This is a genomic window from Streptomyces sp. NPDC016851 (assembly GCF_055562795.1).
The window spans coordinates 105,345-130,353 of the sequence record NZ_JBVHEP010000010.1; the positions used below are offsets into that span (position 1 = coordinate 105,345).

General features: G+C 72.1%; 21 protein-coding genes and 2 pseudogenes. 8 read left to right on the forward strand and 15 right to left on the reverse strand.

Annotated elements, in window-relative coordinates; genetic code table 11:
* Window positions 1-66 precede the first annotated feature (66 nt).
* Entirely contained in the window at window positions 67-918 is an 852-nt protein-coding gene (locus ACZ3I3_RS17945) for an IclR family transcriptional regulator domain-containing protein (protein ID WP_467366113.1), read from the forward strand.
* Here the strand turns inward: ACZ3I3_RS17945 and ACZ3I3_RS17950 are convergent.
* The 3 genes from ACZ3I3_RS17950 to ACZ3I3_RS17960 are packed head-to-tail and all read right to left on the reverse strand — an operon-like array spanning window position 833 to window position 3,011.
* The gene (locus ACZ3I3_RS17950; protein WP_467366115.1) at window positions 833-1,768 is read right to left on the reverse strand and encodes a PDR/VanB family oxidoreductase; all 936 of its coding nucleotides are present in this window, start codon (window positions 1,766-1,768) and stop codon (window positions 833-835) included. The two genes, ACZ3I3_RS17945 and ACZ3I3_RS17950, sit on opposite strands and share 86 nt — an antisense overlap.
* Window positions 1,765-1,944 (reverse strand): hypothetical protein, encoded by a 180-nt coding sequence (locus ACZ3I3_RS17955; protein WP_467366117.1) that lies wholly within the window; start codon window positions 1,942-1,944, stop codon window positions 1,765-1,767. Before ACZ3I3_RS17955 ends, ACZ3I3_RS17950 begins: the two co-directional genes overlap by 4 nt.
* A complete protein-coding gene (locus ACZ3I3_RS17960) occupies window positions 1,941-3,011 on the reverse strand; it encodes a Rieske 2Fe-2S domain-containing protein (RefSeq protein ID WP_467366119.1) in 1,071 nt (356 codons plus the stop codon). The genes ACZ3I3_RS17955 and ACZ3I3_RS17960 overlap by 4 nt, the downstream gene beginning before the upstream one ends.
* A 178-nt stretch (window positions 3,012-3,189) precedes the next feature.
* Between ACZ3I3_RS17960 and ACZ3I3_RS17965 the strand changes: the two genes are divergently transcribed.
* The 4 genes from ACZ3I3_RS17965 to ACZ3I3_RS17980 all read left to right on the forward strand — a co-directional run bounded on the left by ACZ3I3_RS17965 (window position 3,190) and on the right by ACZ3I3_RS17980 (window position 7,043).
* Complete coding sequence (locus tag ACZ3I3_RS17965; RefSeq protein WP_467366121.1) at window positions 3,190-3,396, forward strand: LysM peptidoglycan-binding domain-containing protein; 207 nt, start codon at window positions 3,190-3,192, stop codon at window positions 3,394-3,396.
* Window positions 3,397-4,066: 670 nt separating this feature from the next.
* Window positions 4,067-5,305, forward strand: a complete 1,239-nt coding sequence (locus ACZ3I3_RS17970; RefSeq protein ID WP_467366123.1) for a PP2C family protein-serine/threonine phosphatase — start codon at window positions 4,067-4,069, stop codon at window positions 5,303-5,305.
* Window positions 5,306-5,412: 107 nt separating this feature from the next.
* Window positions 5,413-5,829, forward strand: a complete 417-nt coding sequence (locus tag ACZ3I3_RS17975) for a peptidoglycan-binding protein (RefSeq protein WP_467366124.1) — start codon at window positions 5,413-5,415, stop codon at window positions 5,827-5,829.
* A 119-nt stretch (window positions 5,830-5,948) separates the two neighbouring features.
* The gene (locus tag ACZ3I3_RS17980; RefSeq protein WP_467366126.1) at window positions 5,949-7,043 is read left to right on the forward strand and encodes a hypothetical protein; all 1,095 of its coding nucleotides are present in this window, start codon (window positions 5,949-5,951) and stop codon (window positions 7,041-7,043) included.
* A 25-nt stretch (window positions 7,044-7,068) separates the two neighbouring features.
* On the opposite strand, the gene ACZ3I3_RS17985 is transcribed toward ACZ3I3_RS17980, so the two are convergent.
* Window positions 7,069-8,358 carry an MFS transporter gene (locus ACZ3I3_RS17985; protein ID WP_467366128.1) on the reverse strand — a complete coding sequence of 430 codons (1,290 nt, stop codon included), beginning with the start codon at window positions 8,356-8,358 and terminating at the stop codon, window positions 7,069-7,071.
* Window positions 8,359-8,521: 163 nt separating this feature from the next.
* Here ACZ3I3_RS17985 and ACZ3I3_RS17990 point away from each other — a divergent pair, with 163 nt between their 5' ends.
* Entirely contained in the window at window positions 8,522-10,573 is a 2,052-nt protein-coding gene (locus tag ACZ3I3_RS17990; RefSeq protein WP_467366130.1) for a phosphocholine-specific phospholipase C, read from the forward strand.
* Here ACZ3I3_RS17990 and ACZ3I3_RS17995 read toward each other — a convergent pair.
* Both ACZ3I3_RS17995 and ACZ3I3_RS18000 read right to left on the reverse strand, forming a co-directional pair.
* Entirely contained in the window at window positions 10,563-11,510 is a 948-nt protein-coding gene (locus ACZ3I3_RS17995) for a hypothetical protein (protein ID WP_467366132.1), read from the reverse strand. The two genes, ACZ3I3_RS17990 and ACZ3I3_RS17995, sit on opposite strands and share 11 nt — an antisense overlap.
* Entirely contained in the window at window positions 11,507-12,316 is an 810-nt protein-coding gene (locus ACZ3I3_RS18000) for a phosphatase PAP2 family protein (protein WP_467366134.1), read from the reverse strand. Before ACZ3I3_RS18000 ends, ACZ3I3_RS17995 begins: the two co-directional genes overlap by 4 nt.
* A 167-nt stretch (window positions 12,317-12,483) precedes the next feature.
* Here ACZ3I3_RS18000 and ACZ3I3_RS18005 point away from each other — a divergent pair, with 167 nt between their 5' ends.
* Window positions 12,484-13,092, forward strand: coding sequence for a TetR/AcrR family transcriptional regulator (locus tag ACZ3I3_RS18005; RefSeq protein ID WP_467366136.1), 609 nt, complete (start codon window positions 12,484-12,486; stop codon window positions 13,090-13,092).
* 162 nt (window positions 13,093-13,254) lie between these two features.
* Here the strand turns inward: ACZ3I3_RS18005 and ACZ3I3_RS18010 are convergent.
* The 4 genes and pseudogenes from ACZ3I3_RS18010 to ACZ3I3_RS18025 all read right to left on the reverse strand — a co-directional run.
* Window positions 13,255-14,208 (reverse strand): annotated as a pseudogene (locus tag ACZ3I3_RS18010) (hypothetical protein); the annotation flags it as partial.
* Between the two features lie 606 nt (window positions 14,209-14,814).
* Window positions 14,815-14,895, reverse strand: a pseudogene (locus tag ACZ3I3_RS18015) (DUF2510 domain-containing protein); the annotation flags it as partial.
* A 57-nt stretch (window positions 14,896-14,952) separates the two neighbouring features.
* Window positions 14,953-16,107: an anhydro-N-acetylmuramic acid kinase gene (locus ACZ3I3_RS18020; protein WP_467366138.1), complete on the reverse strand. Its 1,155-nt coding sequence runs from the start codon at window positions 16,105-16,107 to the stop codon at window positions 14,953-14,955.
* 4 nt (window positions 16,108-16,111) lie between these two features.
* Window positions 16,112-17,428: an MFS transporter gene (locus tag ACZ3I3_RS18025; protein ID WP_467366140.1), complete on the reverse strand. Its 1,317-nt coding sequence runs from the start codon at window positions 17,426-17,428 to the stop codon at window positions 16,112-16,114.
* A gap of 180 nt (window positions 17,429-17,608) precedes the next feature.
* On the opposite strand from ACZ3I3_RS18025, the gene ACZ3I3_RS18030 reads away from it, so the two are divergent.
* Window positions 17,609-20,293 carry an ATP-binding protein gene (locus tag ACZ3I3_RS18030; RefSeq protein WP_467366142.1) on the forward strand — a complete coding sequence of 895 codons (2,685 nt, stop codon included), beginning with the start codon at window positions 17,609-17,611 and terminating at the stop codon, window positions 20,291-20,293.
* Between the two features lies 1 nt (window position 20,294).
* Here the strand turns inward: ACZ3I3_RS18030 and ACZ3I3_RS18035 are convergent, their stop codons facing one another.
* The 5 genes from ACZ3I3_RS18035 to pcaH all read right to left on the reverse strand — a co-directional run bounded on the left by ACZ3I3_RS18035 (window position 20,295) and on the right by pcaH (window position 24,946).
* Window positions 20,295-21,086 (reverse strand): SDR family NAD(P)-dependent oxidoreductase, encoded by a 792-nt coding sequence (locus ACZ3I3_RS18035; RefSeq protein WP_467366144.1) that lies wholly within the window; start codon window positions 21,084-21,086, stop codon window positions 20,295-20,297.
* A 64-nt stretch (window positions 21,087-21,150) separates the two neighbouring features.
* Complete coding sequence (gene pcaDC, locus ACZ3I3_RS18040; protein ID WP_467366146.1) at window positions 21,151-22,272, reverse strand: bifunctional 3-oxoadipate enol-lactonase/4-carboxymuconolactone decarboxylase PcaDC; 1,122 nt, start codon at window positions 22,270-22,272, stop codon at window positions 21,151-21,153.
* Window positions 22,269-23,564 (reverse strand): 3-carboxy-cis,cis-muconate cycloisomerase, encoded by a 1,296-nt coding sequence (gene pcaB, locus ACZ3I3_RS18045; RefSeq protein WP_467366147.1) that lies wholly within the window; start codon window positions 23,562-23,564, stop codon window positions 22,269-22,271. Before pcaB ends, pcaDC begins: the two co-directional genes overlap by 4 nt.
* Complete coding sequence (gene pcaG / locus ACZ3I3_RS18050; RefSeq protein WP_467366149.1) at window positions 23,561-24,166, reverse strand: protocatechuate 3,4-dioxygenase subunit alpha; 606 nt, start codon at window positions 24,164-24,166, stop codon at window positions 23,561-23,563. The genes pcaB and pcaG overlap by 4 nt, the downstream gene beginning before the upstream one ends.
* Before the next feature lie 6 nt (window positions 24,167-24,172).
* Entirely contained in the window at window positions 24,173-24,946 is a 774-nt protein-coding gene (pcaH, locus tag ACZ3I3_RS18055) for a protocatechuate 3,4-dioxygenase subunit beta (RefSeq protein ID WP_467366151.1), read from the reverse strand.
* Between the last annotated feature and the right edge of the window lie 63 nt (window positions 24,947-25,009).

Below are 25,009 nucleotides of genomic sequence, written 5' to 3' on the forward strand. Positions count from 1 at the left end.
CATCACCAGATCCCCACTCCTAGCGTGCGCCCAGCGCACGGTCGTACGTCACGCCGGAGGCCCAGGATGTCCGCTGAAGCCCGCGCACCGCACTTCGTCCGGTCCTTCGAGCGCGGCCTCGCCGTGATCCGCGCCTTCGACGCCGAGCATCCGGCGCTGACCCTGAGCGAGGTCGCGCGGGCCTGCGAACTGACGCGTGCGGCGGCGCGCCGCTTCCTGCTCACCCTCGCCGACCTCGGCTACGTGCACACCGACGGCCGCCGCTTCCGCCTCACCCCGCGGGTGCTGGAACTCGGCTACTCCTACCTCGCCGGCTACACGCTGCCCCAGATCGCCGAGCCCCATCTGGAGCAACTCGTCGCGCGGGTGAGGGAATCGTCCTCGCTCTGTGTCCTCGACGGTGACGACATCGTGTACGTCGCCCGGGTCCCGACCCGCCGCATCATGACCGCGTCCATCACGGTCGGCACCCGGTTCCCGGCGTACGTGACGTCGGTGGGCCGGGTGATCCTCGCCCATCTGCCCGACGAGGACGCCGAAGCCAGGCTCGCCCGGGTGGAGTTGAAGCCCCTCACCCCGCGCACGATCGGCACGCCGGATGCCCTGCGGGCGGAGCTGCGCCGCGTCCGCCGGCAGGGTTACGCCGTCGTCGACCAGGAGTTGGAGGAGGGGCTGAGGTCGGTCGCCGCCCCGGTGCGGGACCGGGACGGCGAGGTGGTCGCGGCCGTCAACATCGCCGTGCACGCCGGGCGCAACACCGTTGACTCCGTACGCCGCGACCTGTTGCCGCACCTGCTGGCGACCGTCGCCGGGATCGAGGCCGACCTGCGGATCACAAGTCCAGCACCAGGCGCCGCCCCCGGCACCGGGACACGCAGATCATCATCGTCTCCCCGCTCTCCCGCTCCTGAGGGGTGAGCACGGAGTCCCGGTGTTCCGGGGTGCCGTCGAGGACGTCGGTCTCGCACGTGCCGCAGGTGCCCTCGGTACAGGAGAAGAGCACCTCCACCCCGGCGTCCCGCACGACGTCCAGCACGGACACGTCCGGCGCCACGGTGAGTGTCCTGCCGCTCCGCGCCAGCTCCACCTCGAACCCGGTGTCGCCGTCCGTCTGCTGCTCCTTGGGCTGGAACCGCTCGACGCGCAGCACCGCGGACGGGCAGCGCGCCTCGACCGCGTCCAGCAGCGGGCCGGGGCCGCAGCAGTAGACGAGCGTGCCCTCGGGCATCTCGTCGAGCACCGAGGGCAGGTCCAGCAGCCCCGTCTCGTCCTCGGGGGCGATCGTCACCCGGTCACCGTACCGGGCGAGTTCCTCGCCGAACGCCATCGACCGGCGGGTGCGCCCGCCGTACAGCAGCGTCCACTCGGCGCCCGCCGCCTCGGCCGCCGCCAGCATCGGCAGGATCGGGGTGATGCCGATGCCGCCCGCGACGAAGCGGTAGCGCGGGGCGGGCTCCAGACGGAAGTTGTTCCGGGGGCCGCGCACCCGGACCTTGTCGCCCTGCCCCACCTGCTCGTGCACATGGGCCGAGCCGCCCCGGCCGTCCGGCTCGCGCAGCACCGCGATCCGCCAAGCGGACCGGTCGGCCGGATCGCCGCACAGCGAGTACTGCCGCTCCAGCCCGGGGCCGAGCACGACGTCGATATGGGCGCCCGGCTCCCACACCGGGAGCGGCTCGCCGTGCGGGTGGCGCAGGGTGAGGGCGAGCACGCCGTCGGCGGCCGACTCACGCCGCGCGACGACGAGTTCGTCTTCGTACACGCTCATGAACTGTTCCCTCGCGGCTCGTCGATGTCATGCCCCTGGGGGTGGGCGAGCATCCACTCCCACATCTCCACCGGGTCCTGCGCGGTGTGCTCCCGGCCGCAGTGACAGGTGCCGTGCAGGACATCGGTGCCGGGCAGCCAGTCGATACGGTAGATCTCGCCGGTCGGGCTCGTCACTGGACCTTCTCCACGGGCTTCTCGCCTTCCTCGACCAGCCGGGCGAGGATACGGCGGGCGGCCAGACCACCGGTGTCGATGTTGATGCTCAGTTCCTGGTAGCCGGTGCGCTCGGTGCCGAGGGTCTTCTGCAGCAGGTTGAGGGCGGTGACGTCCTGCATCACGACCGTGTGGTTGTTGCCGCGCAGGAACTCGGTGACCTCGGCGTCGTCGGTCGCCCAGTCACGGGAGACGGCCCAGAAGTCGTACACCTTGCCGTCGCCGGACGGGGTGATCGCGTACGTGATCTCGGTGTGGAAGCCGTTCGGGTCGCTGCCGTCCGCCTCGGGCACCACACCGACCGGGGCGATGCGGCTGTGCAGCAGGTACAGGCAGGGCGCGTGGTACTCGATGTCCTGCCAGCGGGTGATCCGGCCTTCTATACCGGTGGACTTGGCGTAGAAGGGCGGGCACGCGGCGTCGTCCATGTGCCGGCTGACCCGGACGATCCCGGCGCCCTCGTCGACCTCCGTCGTGATCGGCGTCTCGGCGACCTCGGGGGTGCCGATGTACCCGCCGTGCAGATACGTCTCGTGGGACAGGTCCAGGAGGTTGTCGACGAGGAGTCCGTAGTCGCAGTCGATGGGCTCCATGCCGCGCACGGTGACCCAGCCGGGGGAGTCGAGGTGCCTGGCCCGGGGGATGTTCTGCGGATCGGCGAGCGCGGGGTCACCGATCCACACCCAGATCAGCGAGTCCTGCTCGACGACCGGGTAGGAGGCGACCCGGGCCGTGCGCGGCACCCGTTTCTGCCCCGGCACGTACACGCACGTACCGGTCGTGTCGTACGTGAACCCGTGGTACCCGCACACGATCCGGTCGCCGTCGAGCCGCGTCGGGGCCTCGGACAGCGGGTACCGGCGGTGCACACACCGGTCGTGCAGCACGACCGGAGTGCCCTCCTCCTCGGTCCGGTAGAGCACGAGCGTCTCACCGAGGATCGTCCGTCCGAGCAACTCCCGCCCGACCTCGTGACTGTAGGCGGCGACGTACCACTGGTTCCTGGCGAAGGCGGTCATGTGAGGCATGGGCACTGGCTCCCGTCTCTGGTCGTGCCCCTCATGGTCGGGGCGGCCCTCCGGGCACCGCAACGGCCCTTCCGCCAGGCGGAAGCCGCCTTCGGCAGAAGCGGTTTCCGAATCAAAAAGTGAAATCGAAACAGAATTCTGCAGTTGTTCTCGCGCGGAATTGCCTTAGGCTGGATGCATGGAAAAGACAAGAACGCAGTTCTACGTAGTGAAGCGCGGTGACAATCTCACCAAGATCGCGCGGATGCACCACGTGAGCCTGGATGAGATTCTGGAGTGGAACCCGCAGATCGAGGATCCGGACGTCATCCACCCCGGCGATCGGGTTCGCGTGGCCCCGCCCCGGGGAGCGGCCGGAGAGGGCGGTGAGTTCCAGAGCGAATGACCATAACCGAAAGCCGGACGGCCCGTACGCAGCCGAATGACAGGCCTGCGTAACGGGCCGCCGTGGTCGGTATTGCACCCGCGTGCGAAAACGCGGGTTTCCTATCTCGAAGCGCAACTCGAGCACGAAAGCGTCAGTCCCCGCCTGGAAGAGAGCACGACGCTCATCGAAGGAAGCCGGGGGCATCTCGAAAAGGCCCGCACCGCCGCCGACGAGAAATTCGGCTGGCGCAGTTCGCTGCCATGGTCTTCGGCCTCCCGGGTGACCATGCCGGCTGACAGGTCGTGCGCGCGGCGCACATTTCGATCGCTTCCGTCGTGCGGGCTGCGCGTGGATCAGCCCTGTCGTGTTGAGTGCCCGGGCAAAGCAGTACCGGCCGGTGGTGGATTCCCACAGGACACCGGCCAGCGCCGATGAGGAAGAAGTCTCCGTGACTCGGGGTGAGCCGTCCCGTCGGCTCACCCCGGCCTCGGCGGCGGGGGAGTGATCGGCCGGGGGCACTCGGGCACGTGGCGCGTATCCTCCTGTCCTGACAGCGAGTGCGAGGAGTCGAGCGGCACGACGGAGGTCGGACTGCAGTGCGCGACGCGTCGTCCGGCGGGCGTGCCCGGCGGGCTGCTCGTAGCTTGGAGTTGCAGCGGTCGCGCCTGTAGAGATCGGCAGGTCACGCGTGACGTCAGCGGAGATGGATTTCGAGGAGCTGTTCGACGCCGCACCGAATCCGTACCTGGTGCTGGACGCCGATCTGGTGGTCTGCCATGCCAACCGGGCCTACCTCCGGGTCACCGGCAGGAAACGCGCAGAACTGATCGGGCGGTACATCCTGGAGGCGTTTCCGGACACCCCCGGCGCGCCGGAGGCGGCGCGTGACTTCGGCGCCTCGCTCCAGCGCGTCCTGGACTCCCACGCGCCCGACATGGTAGCGCCGCGGCGGTTCGACATTCCCGTCGACGGCAAGCCGGGCGAGGTGGAGGAGCGATGGTGGTGCGGGATGTCCAGCCCCGTCCTGGGGACGGACGGCGACGTGAAATGGATCATCGCCCGGGCCGACGACGTCACGGAGCTGATGCATTCCCCCTTCATCCGGGAGCTCACCCCGCCGCTGAGCAACCAGGTGACGGGGATCGCGGCCCAGGTGTACGCCCGTTCCCATGATCTGGAGCAGCTGAACGAGCGGCTGCGCCAGGCACACGCCCGCGAACGTGAGATCGCCGTCACCCTCCAAGAGGTCATGCTCCGCTCGCCCGACCTGGACAGGCACCGGGACATCGCGGTGCGCTACCTGCCGGCCAGCGGATCACTCAATGTGTGCGGTGACTGGTACGACGTGGTCGATCTGCCGCCCGACCGGTACTCCGTCGCCATCGGGGACGTCGTCGGCCACGGCCTGGAGGCCGCCGCGATCATGGGCATGCTGCGCAGCGCCCTGAGCGCCGCCATCCGGGCCGTGCCCAGCCCCGCACAGGCCCTGGAGGTGCTGGGCCTGTACGCCAGGGCGGTCGACGGCGCGCTGGCCACCACCGTGGCCAAGGTGCTCATCGACCCGCGCAGTCGGCTGATCATCTACAGCAACGCCGGCCACCCACCGCCGATCCTGCTCAGCCCGGACGGCGGCTGCCGACTGCTGGACCAGGCCACCGACCCGCCGCTGGGCGCCCGGCCGGAGCACGTCCCCCGCCCCCAGGCCGGTATGCCCTACCTCCGCGGTGACACCCTCGTGCTCTACACCGACGGCCTCATCGAACGCCGCGACGAGGACATCGACATCGGCCTGGCCCGGCTGATCGACGCCCTGGCCCGGTCCGGCACGCTCCCGGTGGAGGAACTCGCCGACGGACTGCTGGCCGAGATGGGCGTCCCCGGCGGTGGTCAGGACGACGACATCGCCCTGGTCGTCGTCCGCCTGTGAGCAGATTTCCACGGAAGCCGTTTCCGTATCAAAAAGTGAAATCGAAACGGAATTCTCGACTTTCCGGTGGTGGGGGATTCATTTACTGTGGGCGTATGGAAAGAACAGTGGAGTTCTACACAGTGAAACGTGGCGACACGCTCGGTAAGATCGCGGTTATGCACCGCGTGACGCTGGAGCAGATTCTGGAGTGGAACCCCCAGATCACGAATCCGGATCTCATTCACCCCGGACAGCGGATCCGCGTGGCTCCCCCGGAAATGGAGGGTGAGTTCGAACGCTTTCCGGGGGCCGACTTCTTCCAGCCCTCCGTGAGCAGCCCGATCATCGAGGCCATGGGCTACCGCCTCATCGACGAGGGCTGCGGGGTGTACGCCGACGGGCCCGACTCGCAGTGGAGCGAAGCGGACCGGAAGTCGTACTCGAAGTGGCAGCGCAAATGCGGATTCAGTGGCTGGGACGCTGACGGCATACCAGGTCCGAAGTCGTGGACGAGGCTGCGCGTGCCCGCCGTCTTCGAGTGACCGGCACTGTTCCGGGCCGGTCGCCGCGAACCGCATGGCGCGCCCGGGCGAAAACCCGGATCGCCTATCTCGAAGCACAGCTGGAACGCGAGAGTGTCCGACCCTGCCCCGAAGACAGTATGACGCTCGTCGACGGAATGCGGAGCCATCTGGAAAAGGCCGGATCGGCTGCCGACGAGGATTTCGGATGGCGGCGCATGTGGTCGGGGTCGACCGCGCGTGAGGGCGTCTGGTCGAACATACGCAGCGCGGAGGTGACGCTCCTGCAACTGGTCTCCGACGAGGAAGCCGCCGGCCGTGCCAGCGAGGTCATGGCGCTGGTCAAGGATCACCTCGACAAGGACGACCCACGACGGGTCCGCCTCGCCCGGCGGCTCCGCTCCATCATCTCCGGCGAGATGTCACCGAGCGACCGGGACCTCATGGTCCGGGCGCTCGACGCCGCCTACAACGCGCTGGACGACGAGCTGGCCCGGGTGCGCAGCCTGCGCAACATCCTGTGGACCGCGACGTTCCTCGTCCTGCTCGGTGTGGCAGGTCTCGCCATCTACGGCTGGTTCTATCCCCAGTCGCTGAGCATGTGCTTCGCGCCCAAGGTCAGCCCCGGGGACACGAGCGGGATCGATGTCGTGTGCCCCACCATGGAGCGTCACGACGTCAAGGAGGACCGCCCCGCCAGCAGCCTGGCCCGGCCAAGGGACATCCTCACCGTCGAGATCGCCGGACTCGCCGGCGCGGCACTCACCGTCATCGCCTCACTGCGCCATATCCGGGGCACCGACGCCCCCTACATGCTGCCCCTGGCATCGGCGGTGCTGAAGTTCCCCACCGGGGCCCTGTCCGCCTTCCTCGGACTGCTGCTGATCCGGGGCGCCTTCGTCCCCGGGCTCAGCGACCTCGACAGCAGGGCGCAGGTCCTCGGCTGGGCCGCGGCCTTTGGTGCCGCCCAGCACCTCGTGACCCGACTGGTCGACGACCGCGCCCAGATGACGCTGTCGGAGGTGGGCAGGACGACCGACGCCGTGGTCGACCCCGAGAGAGCCGCCGTCCGGGAGCACGGCGTGCTGGGAGAGGCCGGCGCGCCCGGACCGCCGACCGCCTTCCAGGACGGCGCGGGACCGCACGAACCGCACGAAGGGCCACAGGAGGGAACCCGCGACGGAGAGCGCGCGGACGAAGGAGCGGACGGGTCTCGCCCGCGAGCCGGGCCCTGACCGTCCGCCGCCCGGGCGCGCCCCCTCACCGCCGGAGAGGTGTGTGCGCCGTCTCGGGCAGCCGCAGGTACACCAACGACGACAGCAGGCAGAGCACCGCGACGTACCAGGGGAACAGCCCGGCGTGGCCCATCTCCTTGAACAGCGTGCCCACGTACGGAGCCGTGCCGCCGAAGAGGGCGACCGTCAGCGAGTAGGGGAAGCCGATTCCGGCCGCGCGGACCCGGGGCGGGAAGATCTCCGCGTTCACGGCGGCGCTGATCGAGGTGAACCCCGTCAGCAGCACCATTCCGGCGCACTGCACGAGCAGCAGTACCGCGAACGAGTCGCGCAGGGCGTGCAGCAGGGGCACCGTGAGCAGGGCGAAGCCCAGGCCGAAGAAGAGGAGCAGGGGGCGGCGGCCGAAGCGGTCCGACAGGAGGCCGCCGAGCGGTTGCAGCAGGGCGAAGAAGGCCAGTGAGATCGTGCCCGCGAGTAGCGCGTCCGACTTCTCAAGACCCGCGTTGAGCTCGGCGTACGTCGGCAGGTACGACGTCCACGTGTAGTAGGCGATGGTGCCGCCGGCCGTGATGCCGCCGATGAGGAGGGACTCGCGCGGGTGCCGGCGCAGCGCCTCGAACAGGCCGGGGCGCGGCGCCTGCTGCTGCTCGGCGCTGCGGGTCTCCTGCGCGCCCTGCCGGATCCAGAAACCGACCAGGCTCAGCACGGCCCCGAGCACGAACGGCACGCGCCAGCCCCAGCCGTTCATCTGCCCGTCGCTCAGCGTGTCCACGAGCAGCGTGGCGATGCCGGAGGCGACCAGCTGTCCCACGGTCGTCGACACGTACTGGAAGCTGGAGAACAGCCCGCGCCTGCCGGGGCCCGCCGACTCCACCAGGAAGGTCGTCGAGGCCGCGAACTCGCCGCCCACGGACAGGCCTTGCAGCAGCCGCGCGAGGACGAGGATCACCGGCGCCAGCACGCCCACCGCCGCGTATGTCGGGGTGAGCCCGACCAGCAGGCTGCTGCCGCCCATCAGCAGGATCGTGACCGTCAGCGCGGCCCGCCGCCCGTGCCGGTCCGCGACCGCCCCCATGAGTAGCCCGCCGACCGGCCGCATGAAGAAGCCCACCGCGAACACCGCGAACGTGGACAGCAGCGGCACCAGCGAGTTGTCCGCGCTCTTGGGGAAGACCTGGGCGGCGATGTACGTGGCCAGAAACGTGTAGGCGTACCAGTCGTACCACTCCACGGCGTTGCCCACGGAGGCGGCGAGGAGCTGGCGAACGGGCCGTTTCGTCGGCGGGGAGGCCGTCTGCGTCTCTGTCACGTCCATGACCCTCCCCTGACAACCTCCCGGCACACCTCACGTACCGGCGACTTTCACACCACTGTCACCGGCCCCTTCCTTGACGTTTGGTGTCCCTGAAACACTCCTTCCGCGCAGATTCCGTCACGTTCCGGCCATCCCGTACCTCTGGATGAGAGGTCTGTCCTTCATGTCCGAAGTCAACCGGCGCCGCTTTCTTCAACTCGCGGGTGCCACCACGGCCTTCAGCGCGCTGTCCGCCAGCATCCAGCGCGCCGCCGCGCTCCCGGCCAACCACCGCACCGGGTCGATCGAGGACGTCGAGCACATCGTCGTCCTGATGCAGGAGAACCGTTCCTTCGACCACTACTTCGGCACCCTGAGAGGCGTCCGCGGCTTCGGCGACCCGCGCCCGGTCACCCTCGACAACGGCAAACCGGTCTGGCACCAGGAGAAGGACGGCAAGGAGATCCTGCCGTTCCACCCGGACGCCGACGACCTCGGCATGCAGTTCCTGGAAGGCCTGCCGCACTCCTGGCCCGACGGCCATCAGGCCTACAACGGCGGCAAGTACGACCGGTGGGTGCCCGCCAAGGGCACCACGACCATGGCGTACCTGACCCGCGAGGACATCCCCTTCCACTACGCCCTCGCCGACGCCTTCACCGTCTGCGACGCCTACCACTGCTCGTTCATCGGCTCCACCGACCCGAACCGCTACTACATGTGGTCCGGGTACACGGGCAACGACGGCACCGGCGGCGGCCCGGTGCTCGGCAACGACGAACTCGGCTACGGCTGGACGACCTACCCCGAGCGCCTGGAGCAGGCCGGCATCTCCTGGAAGATCTACCAGGACATCGGCGACGGCCTCGACGCGAAGGGCTCCTGGGGCTGGATCGAGGACGCCTACCGAGGCAACTACGGCGACAACTCGCTGCTGTACTTCAACAAGTACCGCGACGCGAAGCCCGGCGACCCCTGGTACGACAAGGCCCGCACCGGCACGAACGCCAAGGCCGGAGAAGGGTACTTCGATCAGCTGAAGGCCGACGTCAAGGCCGGCAAGCTGCCGCAGATCTCCTGGATCGCCGCCCCGGAGGCCTTCTCCGAGCACTCCAACTGGCCGTCGAACTACGGCGCCTGGTACATCGCCCAGGTCCTGGACGCCCTGACCGCCAACCCGGAGGTCTGGTCGAAGACGGCCCTGTTCATCACCTACGACGAGAACGACGGCTTCTTCGACCACGTCGTGCCGCCCCTGCCGCCGAAGGACGCCTCCCGCGGCAAGTCCACCGTCGACGTCTCCCTCGATCTCTTCCCGGGCGACGGCAAGAACACGGCCGGCCCCTACGGTCTCGGCCCCCGGGTGCCGATGCTCGTCGTCTCGCCGTGGAGCAAGGGCGGATACGTCTGCTCCGAGACCCTCGACCACACCTCCATCCTGCGGTTCATGGAGCGGCGCTTCGGGGTGCGTGAGAGCAACATCTCGCCATGGCGCCGGGCGATCTGCGGTGACCTGACCTCCGCGTTCGACTTCTCCCGCAAGGACACACGGCCCGCCCCGCTGCCCGGCACGGACGCGTACGAGCCGCAGGACCGCGAACGCCATCCCGACTACAAGCCCACTCCGCCCGCCGACCCGCGCATGCCCCGGCAGGAACGCGGGCTGCGCCGCGCCCGGCCGCTGAAGTACGCCCCGCACGTGGACGCCTCGGTCGACGCGGCGGCCGGGAAGCTCACCCTCGCCTTCGCCTCCGGGCCGAAGGCCGGCGCCGCCTTCCACGTCACCTCCGGCAACCGCGCCGACGGCCCCTGGATGTACACGACCGAGGCGGGTAAGACGCTCTCCGACACCTGGAACTCGGCCTGGTCGGCGGGCGCGTACGACCTCACCGTGCACGGCCCGAACGGCTTCGTGCGGGTCTTCAAGGGGTCGAACAGGACGGTGGGCTGCGAGGTCACCGCACGCCACACCGGGGACGACATCGAGTTGACCTTCACCAACAAGGGCTCCGGCACGGCACGACTGAAGCTCTCCGACGCGTACGGCGGCCGGCCCTCGACGGTCACCGTCCGCCCGGGCGCGAGGGTGCGGCGGACCGTGGACCTCGCCGCCGGCCGCCACTGGTACGACCTGACCGTCACCGCCGAGGGCGACAAGGCCTTCCTGCGGCGGTTCGCGGGACACGTCGAGAACGGACAGCCGGGCGTGAGCGACCCGGCGACCATCACCGCGTAGCCGCGGTGAGGTGCCCCGGGTCGTGCGGCCGGGGCACCAACGCCGGTTCGGCCGTGGCAGAACCGGGTTCCAGGGCCAGGACGGCGGCCACCGGATGGTCGTCGTCCGCCGGGACGGCCGCGGGGGTCGTCCGGCTGAGCAGCACCACGCCCCAGGACGCCAGGCCGGCCCCGGCGAGCGCGAGCAGCATGCCCGCCGGGCCGCCTTGGAGGCGTTCGCCCAGCAGCGCCAGGCCGATCGCCGCGGCGGCCAGCGGGTTGGCCAGGGTCACCATCGCGAGCGGACCGCCGAGACCGCCCCGGTAGGCCGTCTGCGACAGCAGCAGCCCGCCGGCCGCGAACGCCGCCACGAGCAGCGCCACCCCGACCACCTGGACACTCAGCAACGGACCGGACCGGTCCGTCGCGGCCACCGTCACGGTCTGCGTGAGGGCCGAGGCGACCCCGGAGGCCACGCCGGACGCACTCGCGTGCCGCAGTCCGGGGCGGGCGCCCGGCCGGGACAGCACTCCGATGAGGGCCGCGGTCGCGCCCGCGACCGTCAGCGCCTCGGGCACGCTCAGCACGTCGTCGGGCGCCGGCCCGGACGCCGTGACCAGGATCGCGGCCAGGCCGAGCAGCGTCAGCGCGGTGCCCCGCCACTCGACGGCGCTCACCCGCCGCCCCGCGAGCCGCGCCCCCATCGGCACCGCCGCGACCAAGGTGAGGGCGCCGAGCGGCTGGACCACGGTCAGCGGACCGTACTTCAGCGCCACGACGTGCAGCAGCGCTGCAGCCGCGTTCAGACCGACCGACCACCACCAGGCGCCACTGGCGAGCATCCGCAGCGTGCCCGAGCCGGGCGAGCGGGAGGCGAGCCGCTCCTGGGCGACCGCCGCGGTCGCGTAGGCGACGGCGGAGACGAGGGACAGGACCACGGCGACGAGGACGGCGCTCATCGGCCCGCCCCCGCCAGCACGTGCTCCTCGGTCCGGGCCTGAGCCGGTACGAGCCTTTCCTGCGCGCGGCCCGCCGTCGTCGCCGTGCGGTGCGGCAGGTGAATTGCTGCGAGGGCGAGACCCAGCAGCGCCGTAGCCACGATCGCGTCGAGCCAGTAGTGGTTCGCCGTGCCGACGATCACCAGCAGCGTCAGCAAGGGATGCAGCAGCCACAGCCAGCGCAGGCGCGAGCGGGTCGCCACGATCAGGCCGACCGCCACCATCAGCGCCCAGCCGAAGTGCAGCGACGGCATCGCCGCGAACTGGTTCGACAGGGAGTCCGTCGCCGGAGCGCCGTACACCGACGGGCCGTACACCCGCGCCGTGTCCACCAGGCCGGTCGTGGCCAGCATGCGCGGCGGGGCGAGCGGGAGCAGTAGGTGCAGCACCAGGGCGGCGGCGGTGACGGCGGCCAGCACCCGGCGGGCCCACACGTAGTGGGCCGGGCGGCGCAGGTACAGCCAGATCAGGAAGGCGGCGGTGACCGGGAAGTGGACGGCCGCGTAGTAGGTGTTCGCGAGGTGCACCAGGCCGTCGCCGTGCAGCAGCAGGGACTGCACCGCCCCCTCGCCGGGCAGGTGGGCCGCTCGTTCGAGGTCCCACACGCGGTGCGCGTTGTGGAAGGCCTCGCCGGTGTGGCCCGTGGCCAGCTGCCGGCCGAGCTTGTAGACGAGGAAGAGCCCTGCGACGAGCAGGAGCTCCCGGACGAGCGGCGGTCGCGCTATCGCGTCGGACCCCGCCGGCGCAGGCTCGGTGCGGGCATTCATTCCCCCGGCCCCTTCGGTGACGGTGGTGCTGTTATCGGTACGAGTGCGTACCGATACGCCAGTGTACCGATACGGCCGCGTACCGGTACACTGGCGTATCGATAGACGAACGACACACCGCCGGCCGGGAATTTTCCGGCCGCCCGAGGACGCCGGGAGCACAGGCCATGACGTCGCAGGCTGCGGACCGACCCGAGCCGGTCGGTTCCTCGCGCCGCTCCAAGATCACGCCGGAGCGTGAGCAGGAGTTCTACGACGCCGTACTGGAGCAGCTCCGCGAGTGCGGCTACGACTCCGTCACCATGGAGGGCATCGCGGCCAGCACCCGGTGCAGCAAGTCCACGCTGTACCGGCAGTGGAAGACCAAGCCCCAGTTCGTGGCGGCGGCGCTGCGCTCCCACCGGCGGACGCGCTGCATCGACACCGGCTCGCTCGCGGACGACCTGCGCGAGGCCGCCCGGGCGGCGGGCGAACTGTCGGGCCGGGACACCAAGCTCCTGCAAGCGCTCGCTCATGCCGCGCCCCAGGACCCCGAGTTGCAGCGCGCGCTGCGCGAGGCGCTGGTCGAACCGGAGATCGCCGCGCTCAAGGAGATCATCCGCCGTGGGGTCGAACGGGGCGAGGTGCCCGCCGACCTCCCGGCGCTGGAGTACATCCCGGCGCAGATGTTCGGCGTCCTGCGCATCCGGCCCGTGCTGGAGGGCGAGGACGCGGACCCGGACTATCTGGTTCGGTTCGTGGAGGCGGCCGTGCTGCCGGCCCTCGGCCTCACATGAGACCCGGGCCGCCGTCCACGGGATGACCGGACGGTGACCCGACCGCGCCGACCCGTGGGGACGGGGGCGGCGCGCACCCCCCGGCCGGGCGGGGTGCCCCTGTGAGCGGCGGGGGTGCCCCACCCGGCCGACGGTCTCCCGGCCCGGCTGGGCCGGTGCCGGTCAGACGGTCTGTCCGTTGCCGCCGCCCGTCGACACCTCGATGCCCTTGGTGATCTCGTCCAGGACGGCCTCCTTCTGGTCGGAGTCGACGCCGAAGCGCACGACGACCATCTGCTTGGCGTTCGCGGGGGAGGGGAACGCGAGCGACTCCACGATGCCGTCGGCGCCCTTGCTCGTGACGGCCTTCCAGCGGACCAGATAGCCCTTCTGCCCGGCCACGGTCACGGCCTTGGAGGCCAGCACGTCGTGGGAGGTGATCCCGCCGTAGGACTTGCCGCCGTAGGACTCCTCGGCGTTCGCCGCGATGTCCGCCTTGGCGATCTCCTCGGCGGTGCTGCCCTTGGTGCCGAGGGCCAGGGCCGGCGCCGAGTAGGCTCCGCCCTTCGTGCAGGTCGAGGACGTGTCGCCGGGGCACTTGTAGGAGTCGTCGGACGTCACCTGCGCGCCGACCGTGACCTCTTGGCCGTACCAGCCCTTGGGGATGGGCAGGCTGATCCCGCTGACCGCGTCGGTCACCGACCCGCTCCTGATCTTCGGCGGCTCGGACTGCTCGGGCGAGGGACTCTGCCCACCGGAGCCGCCGGAGCCGCCGGAGCCGCCGGAGCCGCCGGAACCTCCGGATCCACCGTCCCCGCCGGAACCCCCCGATCCGCCCGGTCCGCCGAACGGCCCGCCCTGGCCCCCGGGCCCGCCCGGGCCGCCCGGTCCCTGCGAGCTGGCGGAACCGCCGCCCGAGCCGCCGTTGTCGGTTAGCGCGTACACGCCGACACCGATACTGGCGAGCACGACGACGGCTGCCGCCACGGCTATCCCGATCCGCAGCCCTCGCCCTCGGCCGGCGGCCGGAGGCGCGGCGGGGTAGATGGGATACCCGGGGGCTGCCGGATACCCGGCGCCGGGCGGATACCCAGGGCCGCCCGGGTACACGGGGGTTCCCGGTTGTCCGAGGGGCCCCGGTTGTCCGGTGCCACCCGGATACGCCGAGGCGCCTGGGGCCCCGGCGCCGACCGGAGTCCCGGCGGCTCCCGATTGTCCGGCACTTCCTGGATGGGCCGAGGCGCCTGGGGCCCCGGCGTCGGCCGGATTCCCGGGCGTTCCGGGCTGTCCGGCACTCGCCGGATGCGCCGAGGCTCCCGGGGCTCCGGCATCGGCCGGACTCCCGGCGGCTCCCGGTTGCCCGGCACTTCCCGGATGCGCCGAGGCGCCCAGGGCCTCGGCGCCGGTCGGATTCCCGGGTGTTCCGGGTGTTCCGGGTGTTCCGGGCTCTCCGGCACTCGCCGGATACGCGGAGGCTCCCGGGGTTCCCGTGCCGGTCGGCTCTCCGGCACCGGCCGGACTCCCGGGGGCTCCTGGCCCCCCGGCATCGGCGGGCTGCCCCGCTTCCGGCTGTCCGGTGCCAGTCTGCTGCCCGGCGGCACCACCCTGTTGCCCCGCGGGCGACATATCACCTGAAGGCGCCGGATCTCCCGACGGAGCCTCTCCAGGGGCCGGATCCCGCGTAGGGGGACCCCAGGTCGCGGTCGGCTGTGCCGGGCGGATGCGGTCCGTCCAGGCCCTGCCGTCCCACCAGCGCTCGGTGGCGGGCCCGTCACTTTTCTGTCCGGGGTCGGGGTACCACCCGGGAGGAGTCTCCTGCGTCATGCCCCCACCGTATGAGGCGTCGGTGAAAGTGGGATGAGAGGAGCCGAAGGGATCGCGTCAGTCCAGCAGCAGGCGCGTCGGTCTCCGGCCGGCCGGCGGGGGCAGCCGCAGCCCGTCCCGGCCCGGCGTCAGCGAGCCGAGCACGCTCGGATGCCGCGCCCCCGTGCTCGCGGGCTCGGTGCCGGGCAGGCCGTGGAGGGTCAGGAACCCCAGGACCGCGAAGGCGTAGGCCTCCTTCGCGCCGGACGGCAGCCCCAGTTCGTCCGAGGTGCGCACCACCACCCCCGGCAGCAGTTCCCCGAGCATCCCCATCAACACCGGATTGCGAGTGCCACCGCCCGAGGCGACGACCTCCGTCGCGCCCAGCGACCGCACGGCGTCCGCCACCGTCCGGGCCGTGAGCATCGTCAAGGTGGCGACGACGTCCTCGGCGGGCAGCGTCCCGAACCCGGCCAGCGCGTCCCGCAGATGACCGAGGTGGAACAGCTCCTTGCCCGTCGTCTTGGGCGCGGGCAGCGCGTAGTACGGCTCCTCCAGCAGCCGGTCCAGCAGCGGCCCGTGCACCCGCCCGCGGCCGGCCAGGGCCCCGTCCGTGTCGTAGGCCAGGGCGCCGCCGCTGAACCCCCGGGCCGCCGCGTCGATCAGCGCGCAGCCCGGACCGGTGTCGAAGGCGGTCCCGTCGGGCGCGGTGAGGTTGGCGATACCGCCGATGTTGAGTGCGACGGGCCTGCCCGGCCGGCCCCGCAGCCACAGCAGGTCGACCAGGCTGACCAGCGGGGCGCCCTGCCCGCCTGCGGCGATGTCCCGCGGCCGGAAGTCGGCGACCACGGGCAGCCCGGTCGCCTCGGCGATCCACGCCGGCTGCCCGAGCTGGAGTGTGCCGTGCACCTCCTGTTCGGCGGCCCAGTGGTAGACGGTCTGTCCGTGCGAGGCGACCAACTCGGCCCCTCCTTCGCACAGTTCCCGGTCGGCCCGGACCGCGGCGGCCGCGAAGGCATGCCCGATGAGGGTGTCCAGCCGGCACACCTCGCCCAGGGTCGTGGTGCCCGGCGGCAGGGCGGCGGCCAGGGCCTCGCGCAGCGCGCCGTCGTACGGCTCGCTCACCATGCCGAGCGGCTTCAGCACCAGGCTGTCGCCGACGAGGTCCAGGTCGGCCGCAGCCGCGTCGATGGCGTCGTACGACGTCCCGGACATGAGACCGATCACCCGCATCCGTTCACCCGCATTCCCTTGAACCGGCCTTCTCTTCCGCCGCCCTCGCCACCCCCACCCGCCGCCCCGACAGCGTGACCAGCGCCGGCACGCTCACCGCGCACGCCGCCGCGGCGTAGTAGGCCGGGATGTCCACGCTCCCCGTCCGTTCGATCGTCTCCGTGATGATGAGCCCGGCGCACCCGGAGAACACCGCATTGGACAGCGCGTAGGCGAGTCCCAGGCCCGTGCAGCGCACCCGGGTCGGGAACATCTCCGACAGCATGGCCGGACCCGGCCCCGCCATCAGCCCCACCACTGCGCCCGCGCCGAACACCACCGCACCCTTCATGGTGTTCGAAACGCCGGGCTCCTGAAGAAGGTTGAGCAGTGGCACCGCGAGGACCACCACCAGCACGGCCCCCGTCAGCATCACCGCCCGTCGCCCGAGCAGGTCGCTGAGCAGCCCCGCCGGCACGATCGTCACCGCGAATCCCAGGTTGGCCAGCACGGTGGCGATCAGCGCCTGCTGGAAGGTCGCGCCCAGCGAACTCTGCAGATACGACGGCAGGACGACGAGGAACGTGTAACCGGCCGCGGCCCAGCCCATGATCCGTCCCGCGCCCAGCACGACGGCCCTGACGACCTCGCGCGCGGGAGGTGTCTCCCGTGCCGCCTCCGCCACGAACGCGGGCGTCTCGTCCAGCCGCAGCCTCAGCCACAGCGCCCCCAGCCCCAACGGCAGCGTCAGCAGGAACGGCAGCCGCCAGCCCCACGATCCCAACTGCTCCTCCGTCAGTACCGTGGCGAGCACCGCCGCCGCTCCCGCACCGGCCAGCAGCCCCAGCGCCACCGTGAACGACTGCCACGACCCGTACAGCCCCCGCCGGCCGGGCGGCGCGAACTCCGTCATCACCGACACGGCACCGCCGAACTCCCCGCCGGCCGACAGCCCTTGGAGCACCCGAAGGAACGTCAGCAGCCAGGGCGCCAGAGCACCGGCCTGCGCGTACGTCGGCAGCGCGCCGATCAGTGTCGTCGCGACCGTCATCAGCGTGATCACCAGGACCAGCACCGGACGACGGCCGATCCGGTCGCCCAGGTGGCCGAAAAGTGCCGCGCCGACGGGGCGGAAGAAGAACGCCAGCGCGAACGAGGCGTACGTCTTCACCAGCCCTTCGATCTCGCTGCCGCCCTCCGGCGTGAAGAACCGCGCCGCGATGATCGTCGCGAAGTAGCCGTAGACGCCGAACTCGTACCACTCGATGAGATTGCCCACCGACCCGGCGACCAGCGCCCGCCGGCCCCGCCGTGTCTCCCCGGTGCCGTGAATGAACGTCACCTCCCTTGCAATTGCACGCCGTTGACGCGAAGACGGCTGGTGACGGCCCGGGTGCGTCGTCCGGCCGCCCCCGGTGTCACCCGTCACGGCAACAGGTGCCCCGAGCATCCTCCACTCAGGCAATCGGACGGCTACGCTCGACGTCTGTACGTCGTTCGGGCGACTTCGGGAGGTAGCGGGATGACGGAGGTACGGCCCACGGCCGCCGCCTCGGCTTCCCTGTGGGAGCGCGACGGGGAAGTCGCCGCCGTCGCGCGGGCGGTCGACCGCCTGTGCGCGGACCGCTCCTCGTCCGGCGGACTGCTGGTCTTCCGCGGCGAGGCCGGACTCGGCAAGACCGCGCTGCTGGCCGAAACCCGCCGCATCGCCGAGGCACGCGGCTGTCAGGTCTGGTCGGCCCGCGGTGGCGAGACCCTCAGGTCGGTTCCCTTCAACGTCGTACGGCAGTTACTGCAACCCGCGCTGATGTCGATGCTGCCGGAGGAAGCCCGCGAGTATCTCGGCGACTGGTACGACATCGCCGGACCCGCCCTCGGCATAGCGGACCCCGGCGACCGGCAGGCAGACCCGCAGGGCGTGTACGACGGCCTGGTCGCCGCCGTGCGCCGGCTCTCCCGCCGGGACTGGCCGCTGGTGCTGCTCATCGACGACGCCCACTGGGCCGACCAGGAGACCCTGCAGTGGCTCGCCGCGCTGGCCGAACGCCGCGACGAGATGTCCGTCCTGGTCGTGGTCACCCGCCGCCCGGGTGAGGTGTCCGGCACGAGCGCCCGGCTCCTCGACACCGTCGCCGCCGCCGCGGACGGCCCCGTCACCACTCTGAGCGCCCTCACCCCGGACGCCACGGCCGGACTCACCCGCGCCACCCTGGGCGAGCACGCCGACGCCGCGTTCTGCCGCGAGGTCTGGGCCGTCACCGACGGCAACCCCTACGAGACCGTCGAACTCCTCGCCAAGGTGCGGGACAGCGAACTCGAACCGGTCGAGGCCCGGGCCGGGGAGCTGCGCGAGCTGAACCGCTCGGCCCGCGGCGGCGGCCTCGTCGCCCGCCTGGAGGAACTCGGCATCGACGCCACCAGGTTCGCCTGGGCCGCCGCCATCCTCGGCACCGGCATCTCCGTCGGCCTGGTCGCCAAGCTCGCCACCCTCAAGCCCGAGGAAGCCCGCCGCTGCGCCGAACTGCTGCGCACCGCCCGCATCCTCACCGCGCCCGACCCCGCGAGCGGCCGGACCGCCGAAGGCGACCTGGAGTTCGTCCACCCGCTGATCGCCACCGCCGTCTACAACTCGATCCCCGACGCCCTGCGCACCGCCATGCACGGCATCGCCGCCCGCATCGTCACCGACGAGGGACACGGCGCCGCGGCCGCGGGACGCCACCTCCTCGAAGTGCACCCGGATGACGACGAGGAACTCGTCGGGCAACTGCGCGAGGCCGCCCGCGAGCACCTCGCCGTCGGCGCGCCCGACGCGGCCCGCCGCTGCCTGGAGCGCGCCCTGAAGGAGCCGCCCCGGCCCGAGACGCACCCGCACGTGCTGTACGAACTGGCCGAGGCCACCTTCCTGACCGCGCCCGCCCGCACCATCAGCCAACTGCGGGCCGCGCTCGCCATGCCCGGCCTCGACGGCGACAAGCGGGTGGACGCCGTCTTCCGGCTCTCCCAGGCGCTGCTCCACAACGACCAGCTGGAGGAGGCGGTCCGCACGGTCGAGGCGGAGGCCGCCCGGCTCCAGCCCGGCCCCGCCCGGATGCGGCTCCAGGCCGTGCACTTCATGTGGGAGGGCATCCACGCCGGCGAGGCCACCTCACCCGACCGCTCCCGGCGGCTCGCCGACCTCGCCCGCACCTGCACCGGCCGGGACAACTCCGAACGCGCCCTGCTCATCCTGCGCGGCTTCGACGCCCTGATGCACGGCGAGAACGCCGAGGAGGTCGTCGAACTGTGCGACCGCGCCCTCGTCAACGGCCGCTTGGCCCCCGGGCTCGGCTGGACCGACACCGAGTGGGGCATCGAACTGCTGCTGATGCTGGCCAACGCGTACGCCTTCACGGACCGTCTCGACCGCGCGGAGACCCTCTACAACGAGGCCCTGCGCGCCTACGAGACCGCGGGCTGGAGCGGCGGCCACCTCGCCCTGGCCCACGCCTACGTCGGGCTCGGCCACCGCAGACGGGGCCGGCTGAAGGACGCGGAGACGTCCCTGCGCGAGTCGCTGCGCCTCGCCGAGCGCGTCGGCCGCCGCCTGCCCCTGTACTGGTCCGCGACCTGCAACCTCGTCGACACGCTGCTCGCCCGCGGCCACGTCGAGGAGGCCTGGGAGGTCGCCGAACGGTACGGCTTCGCCCCGCCCTACCCGTCCACCATCGTGCTGCCCGACCCGCGCTCGGTGCGCGGCCGGCTGCTGCTGGCCGTCGGCCGCACCAAGGACGGCGTCAACGAACTGGAGGCCGCCGAGAAGGCGGCGGCGGCGCGCGGGCACCACAACCCCGTGCTCGTCCCCTGGGCGGCCGACCTCGCCCGGGCCCTGGCCACCGAGGACCCGGCCCGTGCCGCCCGGCTCGCGGTGGACGTCCGCCGCCAGGCCGAGCGCTTCGGCACGGACACCGCCATAGGGGAGGCCCTGCGCTGCGCCGCCGCCCTGGAGACCGGCCAGCGCGCGGTCCGCCTCGCCGCGCAGGCCGTCGCCTACCTGGAGTCCTCACCCTGCCAGTACGAGCACGCGGCGGCCCGCATCGAGTACGGCATCGCCGCCCGCTCGGCGACCGAGCTCGAACGCGGCCTCGGCCTGGCGGTCTCCTGTGGGGCGGACGGACTGGCGGCACGGGCGCGGGCGGCGCTGAAGTCCGGCGCCGGAGCCGGGTAGCTCAGGCGCCGAGCAGCTGGTCGGTCACCGCGGCGAGCCGCCTGCGCACCCCGGGGTCGTACGCCGCCTCATGGGCGCGCGCCGGGCTCGTCCCGTCGTAGTAGCGGCCGCTGCCCAGGTCGCGCGTGGCCAGGGCCAGCACAGCGGCCGCCCCGTCGGCGACCGTGTTCCACGGCGTGATAGCCGCCTGGCGGACCATCGCCGTGTCCATGTAGGTCGCCGGGTGCAGCACGTTCACCGAGACGCCGGTGCCGTCCAGTTCCCCGGCGAGCGCGAAGGTGTGCGCGGCGAGCGCGAACTTGCTGCGGCAGTACGCCGACACGCCGTCGTAGCCGCGGGTGAACTCGGGGTCCTCGAAGATGAGGGGTTCCTGACCGGCCGAACCGACGTTGACGATCCGCGCCGGCGCGTTCGCCCGCAGCACCGGCAGCAGGGCCCGGGTGAGTACGACCGGCGCCAGGTAGTTCACCGCCAGGCGCAGCTCGTGCCCGTCGGCGCTCAGCTCACGGCCCGCACCGGGCGTCCCGAACCCCACGCCCGCGTTGTTGACCAGCACGTCGAGCTCGGGATGCGCGTCGGCGACGTGCCCGGCCAGCTCGCGCACCTGCGCCAGCGAGGCCAGGTCGGCGACGAACGCCTCGGCGTCCCCCTCGGCGCGCAGTTCCCCGGCCAGCCGCTCGGTGCGGTCCGCGTCCCGGCCGTGGACGAGGACGACGTGCCCGGAGCGGACGAGTTCGGAGGCGACGTACCGGCCGAGCCCCGAGGTGGCGCCGGTGATCAGGATGGTGGACATGCCCCCACCGTAGGCACGCCGGGCGGGCCGGAGCGAGTTGTCGTCGAGCCTACGACCAGCGGGATCACCCTGGCGTGCCGTCCTCCTCCGCCAGCACCCGCTGGGCCGTCGCGAACGCCGAGTTCGCCGCCGGCACCCCGCAGTAGACCGCGCACTGGAGCAGCACCGCACCGATCTCCTCCGGCGTGAGCCCGTTGCGTCGCGCCGCCCGGACATGCATGGCCAGTTCGTCGTAGTGGCCGTGCGCGACCAGCGCGGTGAGCGTGATCATGCTGCGCTCGCGGCGCGACAGGGTCGGGTCGGTCCAGATCTCGCCCCAGGCGTAGCGCGAGATGAAGTCCTGGAAGCGCGCCGTGAACGGGGTCTGCCGGGACTGCGCCCGGTCGACGTGCGCGTCGCCGAGCACCTCGCGCCGCACCTCCATACCGCGTCCGGCGGTCCCGCCGAAGTGTGCCCGCAGCGCGGTCAGCACCGCCTCCGGGCACTGCGCGGGCGCCAGGTGCGAGGCGCCCGGGAGCTCCACGAGAGCGGCGCCCGGCACCGCGTCCGCGATCTCCCGCAGATGCGCCGGCGGCGTGGCCGGATCGTCCCGTCCGGCGATGAGCAGCGTCGGCACGGCGATCTCGGGCAGCCGGTCCCGCAGGTCGAACGCGGCGAGCGCGTCACAGCAGGCGGCGTACGCCTCCGGGTCGGCGCGACGGTGGTCCTCCACCAGCTCCGGCACGGTGAAACCGGAGGTGAACCAGCGCGCGTCCGCATTCTCCGCCAGCCCGGCCAGCCCCTCCCGCCGCACCAGCGCGGCCCGCTCCTCCCAGGGCTTCGCTCCGTTGAAGTGCGCGGAGGAACAGATCACCGCCAGGGACGACAGCCGCTGCGGATGGTGTACGGCCAGGTGCAGCCCCACGGCCCCGCCCAGCGACACGCCCGCGTACGCGAACCGTTCGATGCCGAGCGAGTCTGCGAGCGCCAGTACCAGGTCGGCGAGGTCACCGACCGTCGCGCCCGCCTCGATGAGACCGGCCGCCGAGCCGCCGTGTCCCGGCAGGTCCCAGCGGACGACCCGGTGGGTGATCGACAGCTCGGGCGCCACCTTGTCCCACAGGGCGTTCGACGTGCCGAGGGAGGGTCCGAGCAGCAGCGGGGGTGCGGAAGGGGGCCCTTCGGCACGGTGGGCGAGGAGTGTCAACGTCGCTCCAGAGCACGGTCGGTGAGGGCTCCGGCGGAGCCGGTGTAGTGGGTGGGATCGAGGTCGACGTCCGCCAGCTCCGGCGCCTGAGCCGGCGGGCGTCCCTCGGCGGCGAGACGGGTGAGGAGTTCCTTGGCACGGGCGCGGCCCAGCACGGGGGCCAGCTCGGCGGACAGCCGCTCGGAGACGATCAACCCGCCGGTGAGATCCAGGTGTTCGCGCATGACGTCGGGCCTGACCCGCAGCCCCTCCGCCAGCTCGACGGCGTCCCGGGCGGCCCCGCCGACCAGCCGCAGCAGGTCGCGCAGGGGCTCCCACTCCGCGTGCCAGGCCCCGGCCGGCCGCTCGTCCTCCGCCGCCAGCGACCCGTACAGCGTGGCCGCGAGCTGCGGCGCCCGCCGCGCGGCGGAGGCGATGAGGGTGGACCGTACGGGATTGGACTTGTGCGGCATGGCGGACGAGCCGCCGCCGCTGCCCTCCGCGACCTCGGCGATCTCGGTGCGGGAGAGGGTCAGCACGTCCACGGCGAGCTTGCCGAGCGCTCCCGCCGTGAAGGCGAGGCAGCCGGCCAGATCGGCGACGGGCGTCCGCAGGGTGTGCCAGGGCAGATCCGGTGCGCACAGGCCGAGTTCACGGGCGTAGGCCACCGGCAGCGCGGCCGGATCGTCCGCGCCGTATGCTCCGAAAGCCGCCAACGTGCCCGCAGCGCCGCCGAGCTGGGCGGGCAGCGAGTCCCTCACGGCCTGCACCCGGTCCCGCGCGTCGAGGACGAGCGCCCGCCATCCGGCCGCCTTCAGTCCGAACGTCGTCGGTACGGCGTGCTGGGTGAGCGTCCGCCCCGGCATCGCCGTGTCACGGTGCCCGGCGGCCAAGCGCGCCAGCGCCTGTTCGGTGCGGCCGAGATCGGCGAGGACCGGGTCCAGGGTGCGCACGGCGACCAGCATCGTCGCGGTGTCCATGATGTCCTGGCTGGTCGCGCCCCGGTGGACGTAGGGGCCGTACTCCTCACCGACGGCCTTCGTCAGCTCCGCGACCAGGGGAATGACGGGGTTGCCGCCCGCGCGGGCCCGCTCGGCGAGGGACCGTACGTCGAAGGCACCGGCACCGGCCGCCTCGGTCACCGCCGTCGCCGCCTCGGCGGGGGCCAGCCCGAGCGCCGCCTGGGCCCGGGTCAGCGCGGCCTCCGCGTCGAGCAGCGCCCGCAGATAGGCGTGGTCGCTCGTGGCGGACGCCGCCGCCGAGTCGGCCCACCCGGGGGCGAGCAGGCCGGTGTCACCTTGGGCAGCTGTCACTGGAACTCCAGGAAGACCGTCTCGCCTTCGCCCTGAAGGCGGATGTCGAAACGGTACGTGCCGGCCGCCTCCGCCACGGCGATCAGCGTGTCGCGTTGCCCGTCCTCCAGCCCGGACAGCAGCGGGTCGGCGGCGAGCACCGCCTCGTCGCCCGGCAAGTAGATGCGGGTGTACAAGTGCACGAGCAGCCCGCGCGCGAAGACGCAGACACTGATGTACGGGGCGCTCCGCCCGCGCGCACCGGGCCGCAGCGTACGCGCGTACCAGTGGCCGTTCGCGTCGGTCTGGATACGCCCCCAGCCCGTGAACTCCACTCCGTTGCGCCCCAGGAAGCCGCCCGACGCCGGGTCGCGCCGCATCGACCCGTCCGCCGTCGGCACGTTGCCGTCCGGGTCCGCGCCCCACAGCTCGATCAGGGCGTCCGGCAGCGGATCGCCCGCGCCGTCGGTGACGTACCCGTGCAGGGTGACCGTGTCCGGATGCCCGAGGGGCGCGATGTCCTCGCCGCCGCGGAAGGGCAGGGCGTGGCCGTAGAACGGGCCGACGGTGTGCGACGGGGTGGGCAGCACGCTCTCCGGCCTGCTGGTGTCGATCTTCGTCATGGCAGGTCAGCGCCCTTCTTCGATCCAGGTGGCGTTCGGGCCGTCCAGCACGATGTCCCAGTGGTAGCCCATCGAGAACTCCGGCACCGACAGGCCGTGGTCGTACGTCGCGACCAGCCGCTGCCGGGCCGCGTCGTCGGTCACGGACTGGATGATCGGGTCGTAGGGGAACAGCGGGTCGCTCGGGAAGTACATCTGCGTCACGAGCCGCTGGGTGAACGCCGTGCCGAAGAGCGAGAAGTGGATGTGCGCCGGCCGCCAGGCGTTGAGGTGCTGGCGCCACGGGTACGGGCCCGGCTGGATGGTGGTGAAGTGGTAGCGGCCCTCGTCGTCGGTGAGGGTGCGGCCCACGCCGGTGAAGTTCGGGTCCAGCGGGGCGTCGTGCTGCTCGCGCTGATGGGCGTAGCGGCCCGCCGAGTTGGCCTGCCAGATCTCCACGAGCTGGCCGCGCACCGGGCGGCCGTCACGGTCCAGCAGCCGACCCGAGACGGTGATGCGCTCACCGATCGGCTCGCTCTCGTGCTGCCGGGTGAGGTCGTTGTCGATCTCGGTGACGTCCCGCTCCCCGAAGGCCGGGGAGGCCAGCTCCACCAGCTCCGGGTCCTTACTGACGTCGATCGTGACCGGCGGCTGCTTGGGATGCCGGAGCACCGAGGACCGGTACGGCGCGTAGTCGCGCCGCGGCTGGTGCTCGACGGGCCCACCGTCGGCGAGCCGCTTCTCGTACGCGGCACGCTCGGCCGCGATCTCCTGGTCGATGTCGTGTTGGGTGAGAGTCATGGGGTCCCCTGAAAGGTTCTTGTGAATCGCGCCCAAAGGGGCGCGGGGAACTGCGCGACCAGC

Bases quoted from the DNA above. Each gene is read 5' to 3' on its own strand.
- ACZ3I3_RS18020 (WP_467366138.1), bottom strand. From the start codon at position 16,107: ATGCGGGTGATCGGTCTCATGTCCGGGACGTCGTACGACGCCATCGAC.
- ACZ3I3_RS17985 (WP_467366128.1), bottom strand. From the start codon at position 8,358: ATGGACGTGACAGAGACGCAGACGGCCTCCCCGCCGACGAAACGGCCC.
- pcaH (WP_467366151.1), bottom strand. From the start codon at position 24,946: ATGACTCTCACCCAACACGACATCGACCAGGAGATCGCGGCCGAGCGT.
- ACZ3I3_RS17945 (WP_467366113.1), top strand. From the start codon at position 67: ATGTCCGCTGAAGCCCGCGCACCGCACTTCGTCCGGTCCTTCGAGCGC.
- ACZ3I3_RS18035 (WP_467366144.1), bottom strand. From the start codon at position 21,086: ATGTCCACCATCCTGATCACCGGCGCCACCTCGGGGCTCGGCCGGTAC.
- ACZ3I3_RS17995 (WP_467366132.1), bottom strand. From the start codon at position 11,510: ATGAGCGCCGTCCTCGTCGCCGTGGTCCTGTCCCTCGTCTCCGCCGTC.
- ACZ3I3_RS18030 (WP_467366142.1), top strand. From the start codon at position 17,609: ATGACGGAGGTACGGCCCACGGCCGCCGCCTCGGCTTCCCTGTGGGAG.
- ACZ3I3_RS17980 (WP_467366126.1), top strand. From the start codon at position 5,949: ATGACGCTCGTCGACGGAATGCGGAGCCATCTGGAAAAGGCCGGATCG.
- ACZ3I3_RS17950 (WP_467366115.1), bottom strand. From the start codon at position 1,768: ATGAGCGTGTACGAAGACGAACTCGTCGTCGCGCGGCGTGAGTCGGCC.
- ACZ3I3_RS18005 (WP_467366136.1), top strand. From the start codon at position 12,484: ATGACGTCGCAGGCTGCGGACCGACCCGAGCCGGTCGGTTCCTCGCGC.
- ACZ3I3_RS17965 (WP_467366121.1), top strand. From the start codon at position 3,190: ATGGAAAAGACAAGAACGCAGTTCTACGTAGTGAAGCGCGGTGACAAT.
- pcaG (WP_467366149.1), bottom strand. From the start codon at position 24,166: ATGACGAAGATCGACACCAGCAGGCCGGAGAGCGTGCTGCCCACCCCG.
- ACZ3I3_RS17960 (WP_467366119.1), bottom strand. From the start codon at position 3,011: ATGCCTCACATGACCGCCTTCGCCAGGAACCAGTGGTACGTCGCCGCC.
- ACZ3I3_RS18000 (WP_467366134.1), bottom strand. From the start codon at position 12,316: ATGAATGCCCGCACCGAGCCTGCGCCGGCGGGGTCCGACGCGATAGCG.
- ACZ3I3_RS17990 (WP_467366130.1), top strand. From the start codon at position 8,522: ATGTCCGAAGTCAACCGGCGCCGCTTTCTTCAACTCGCGGGTGCCACC.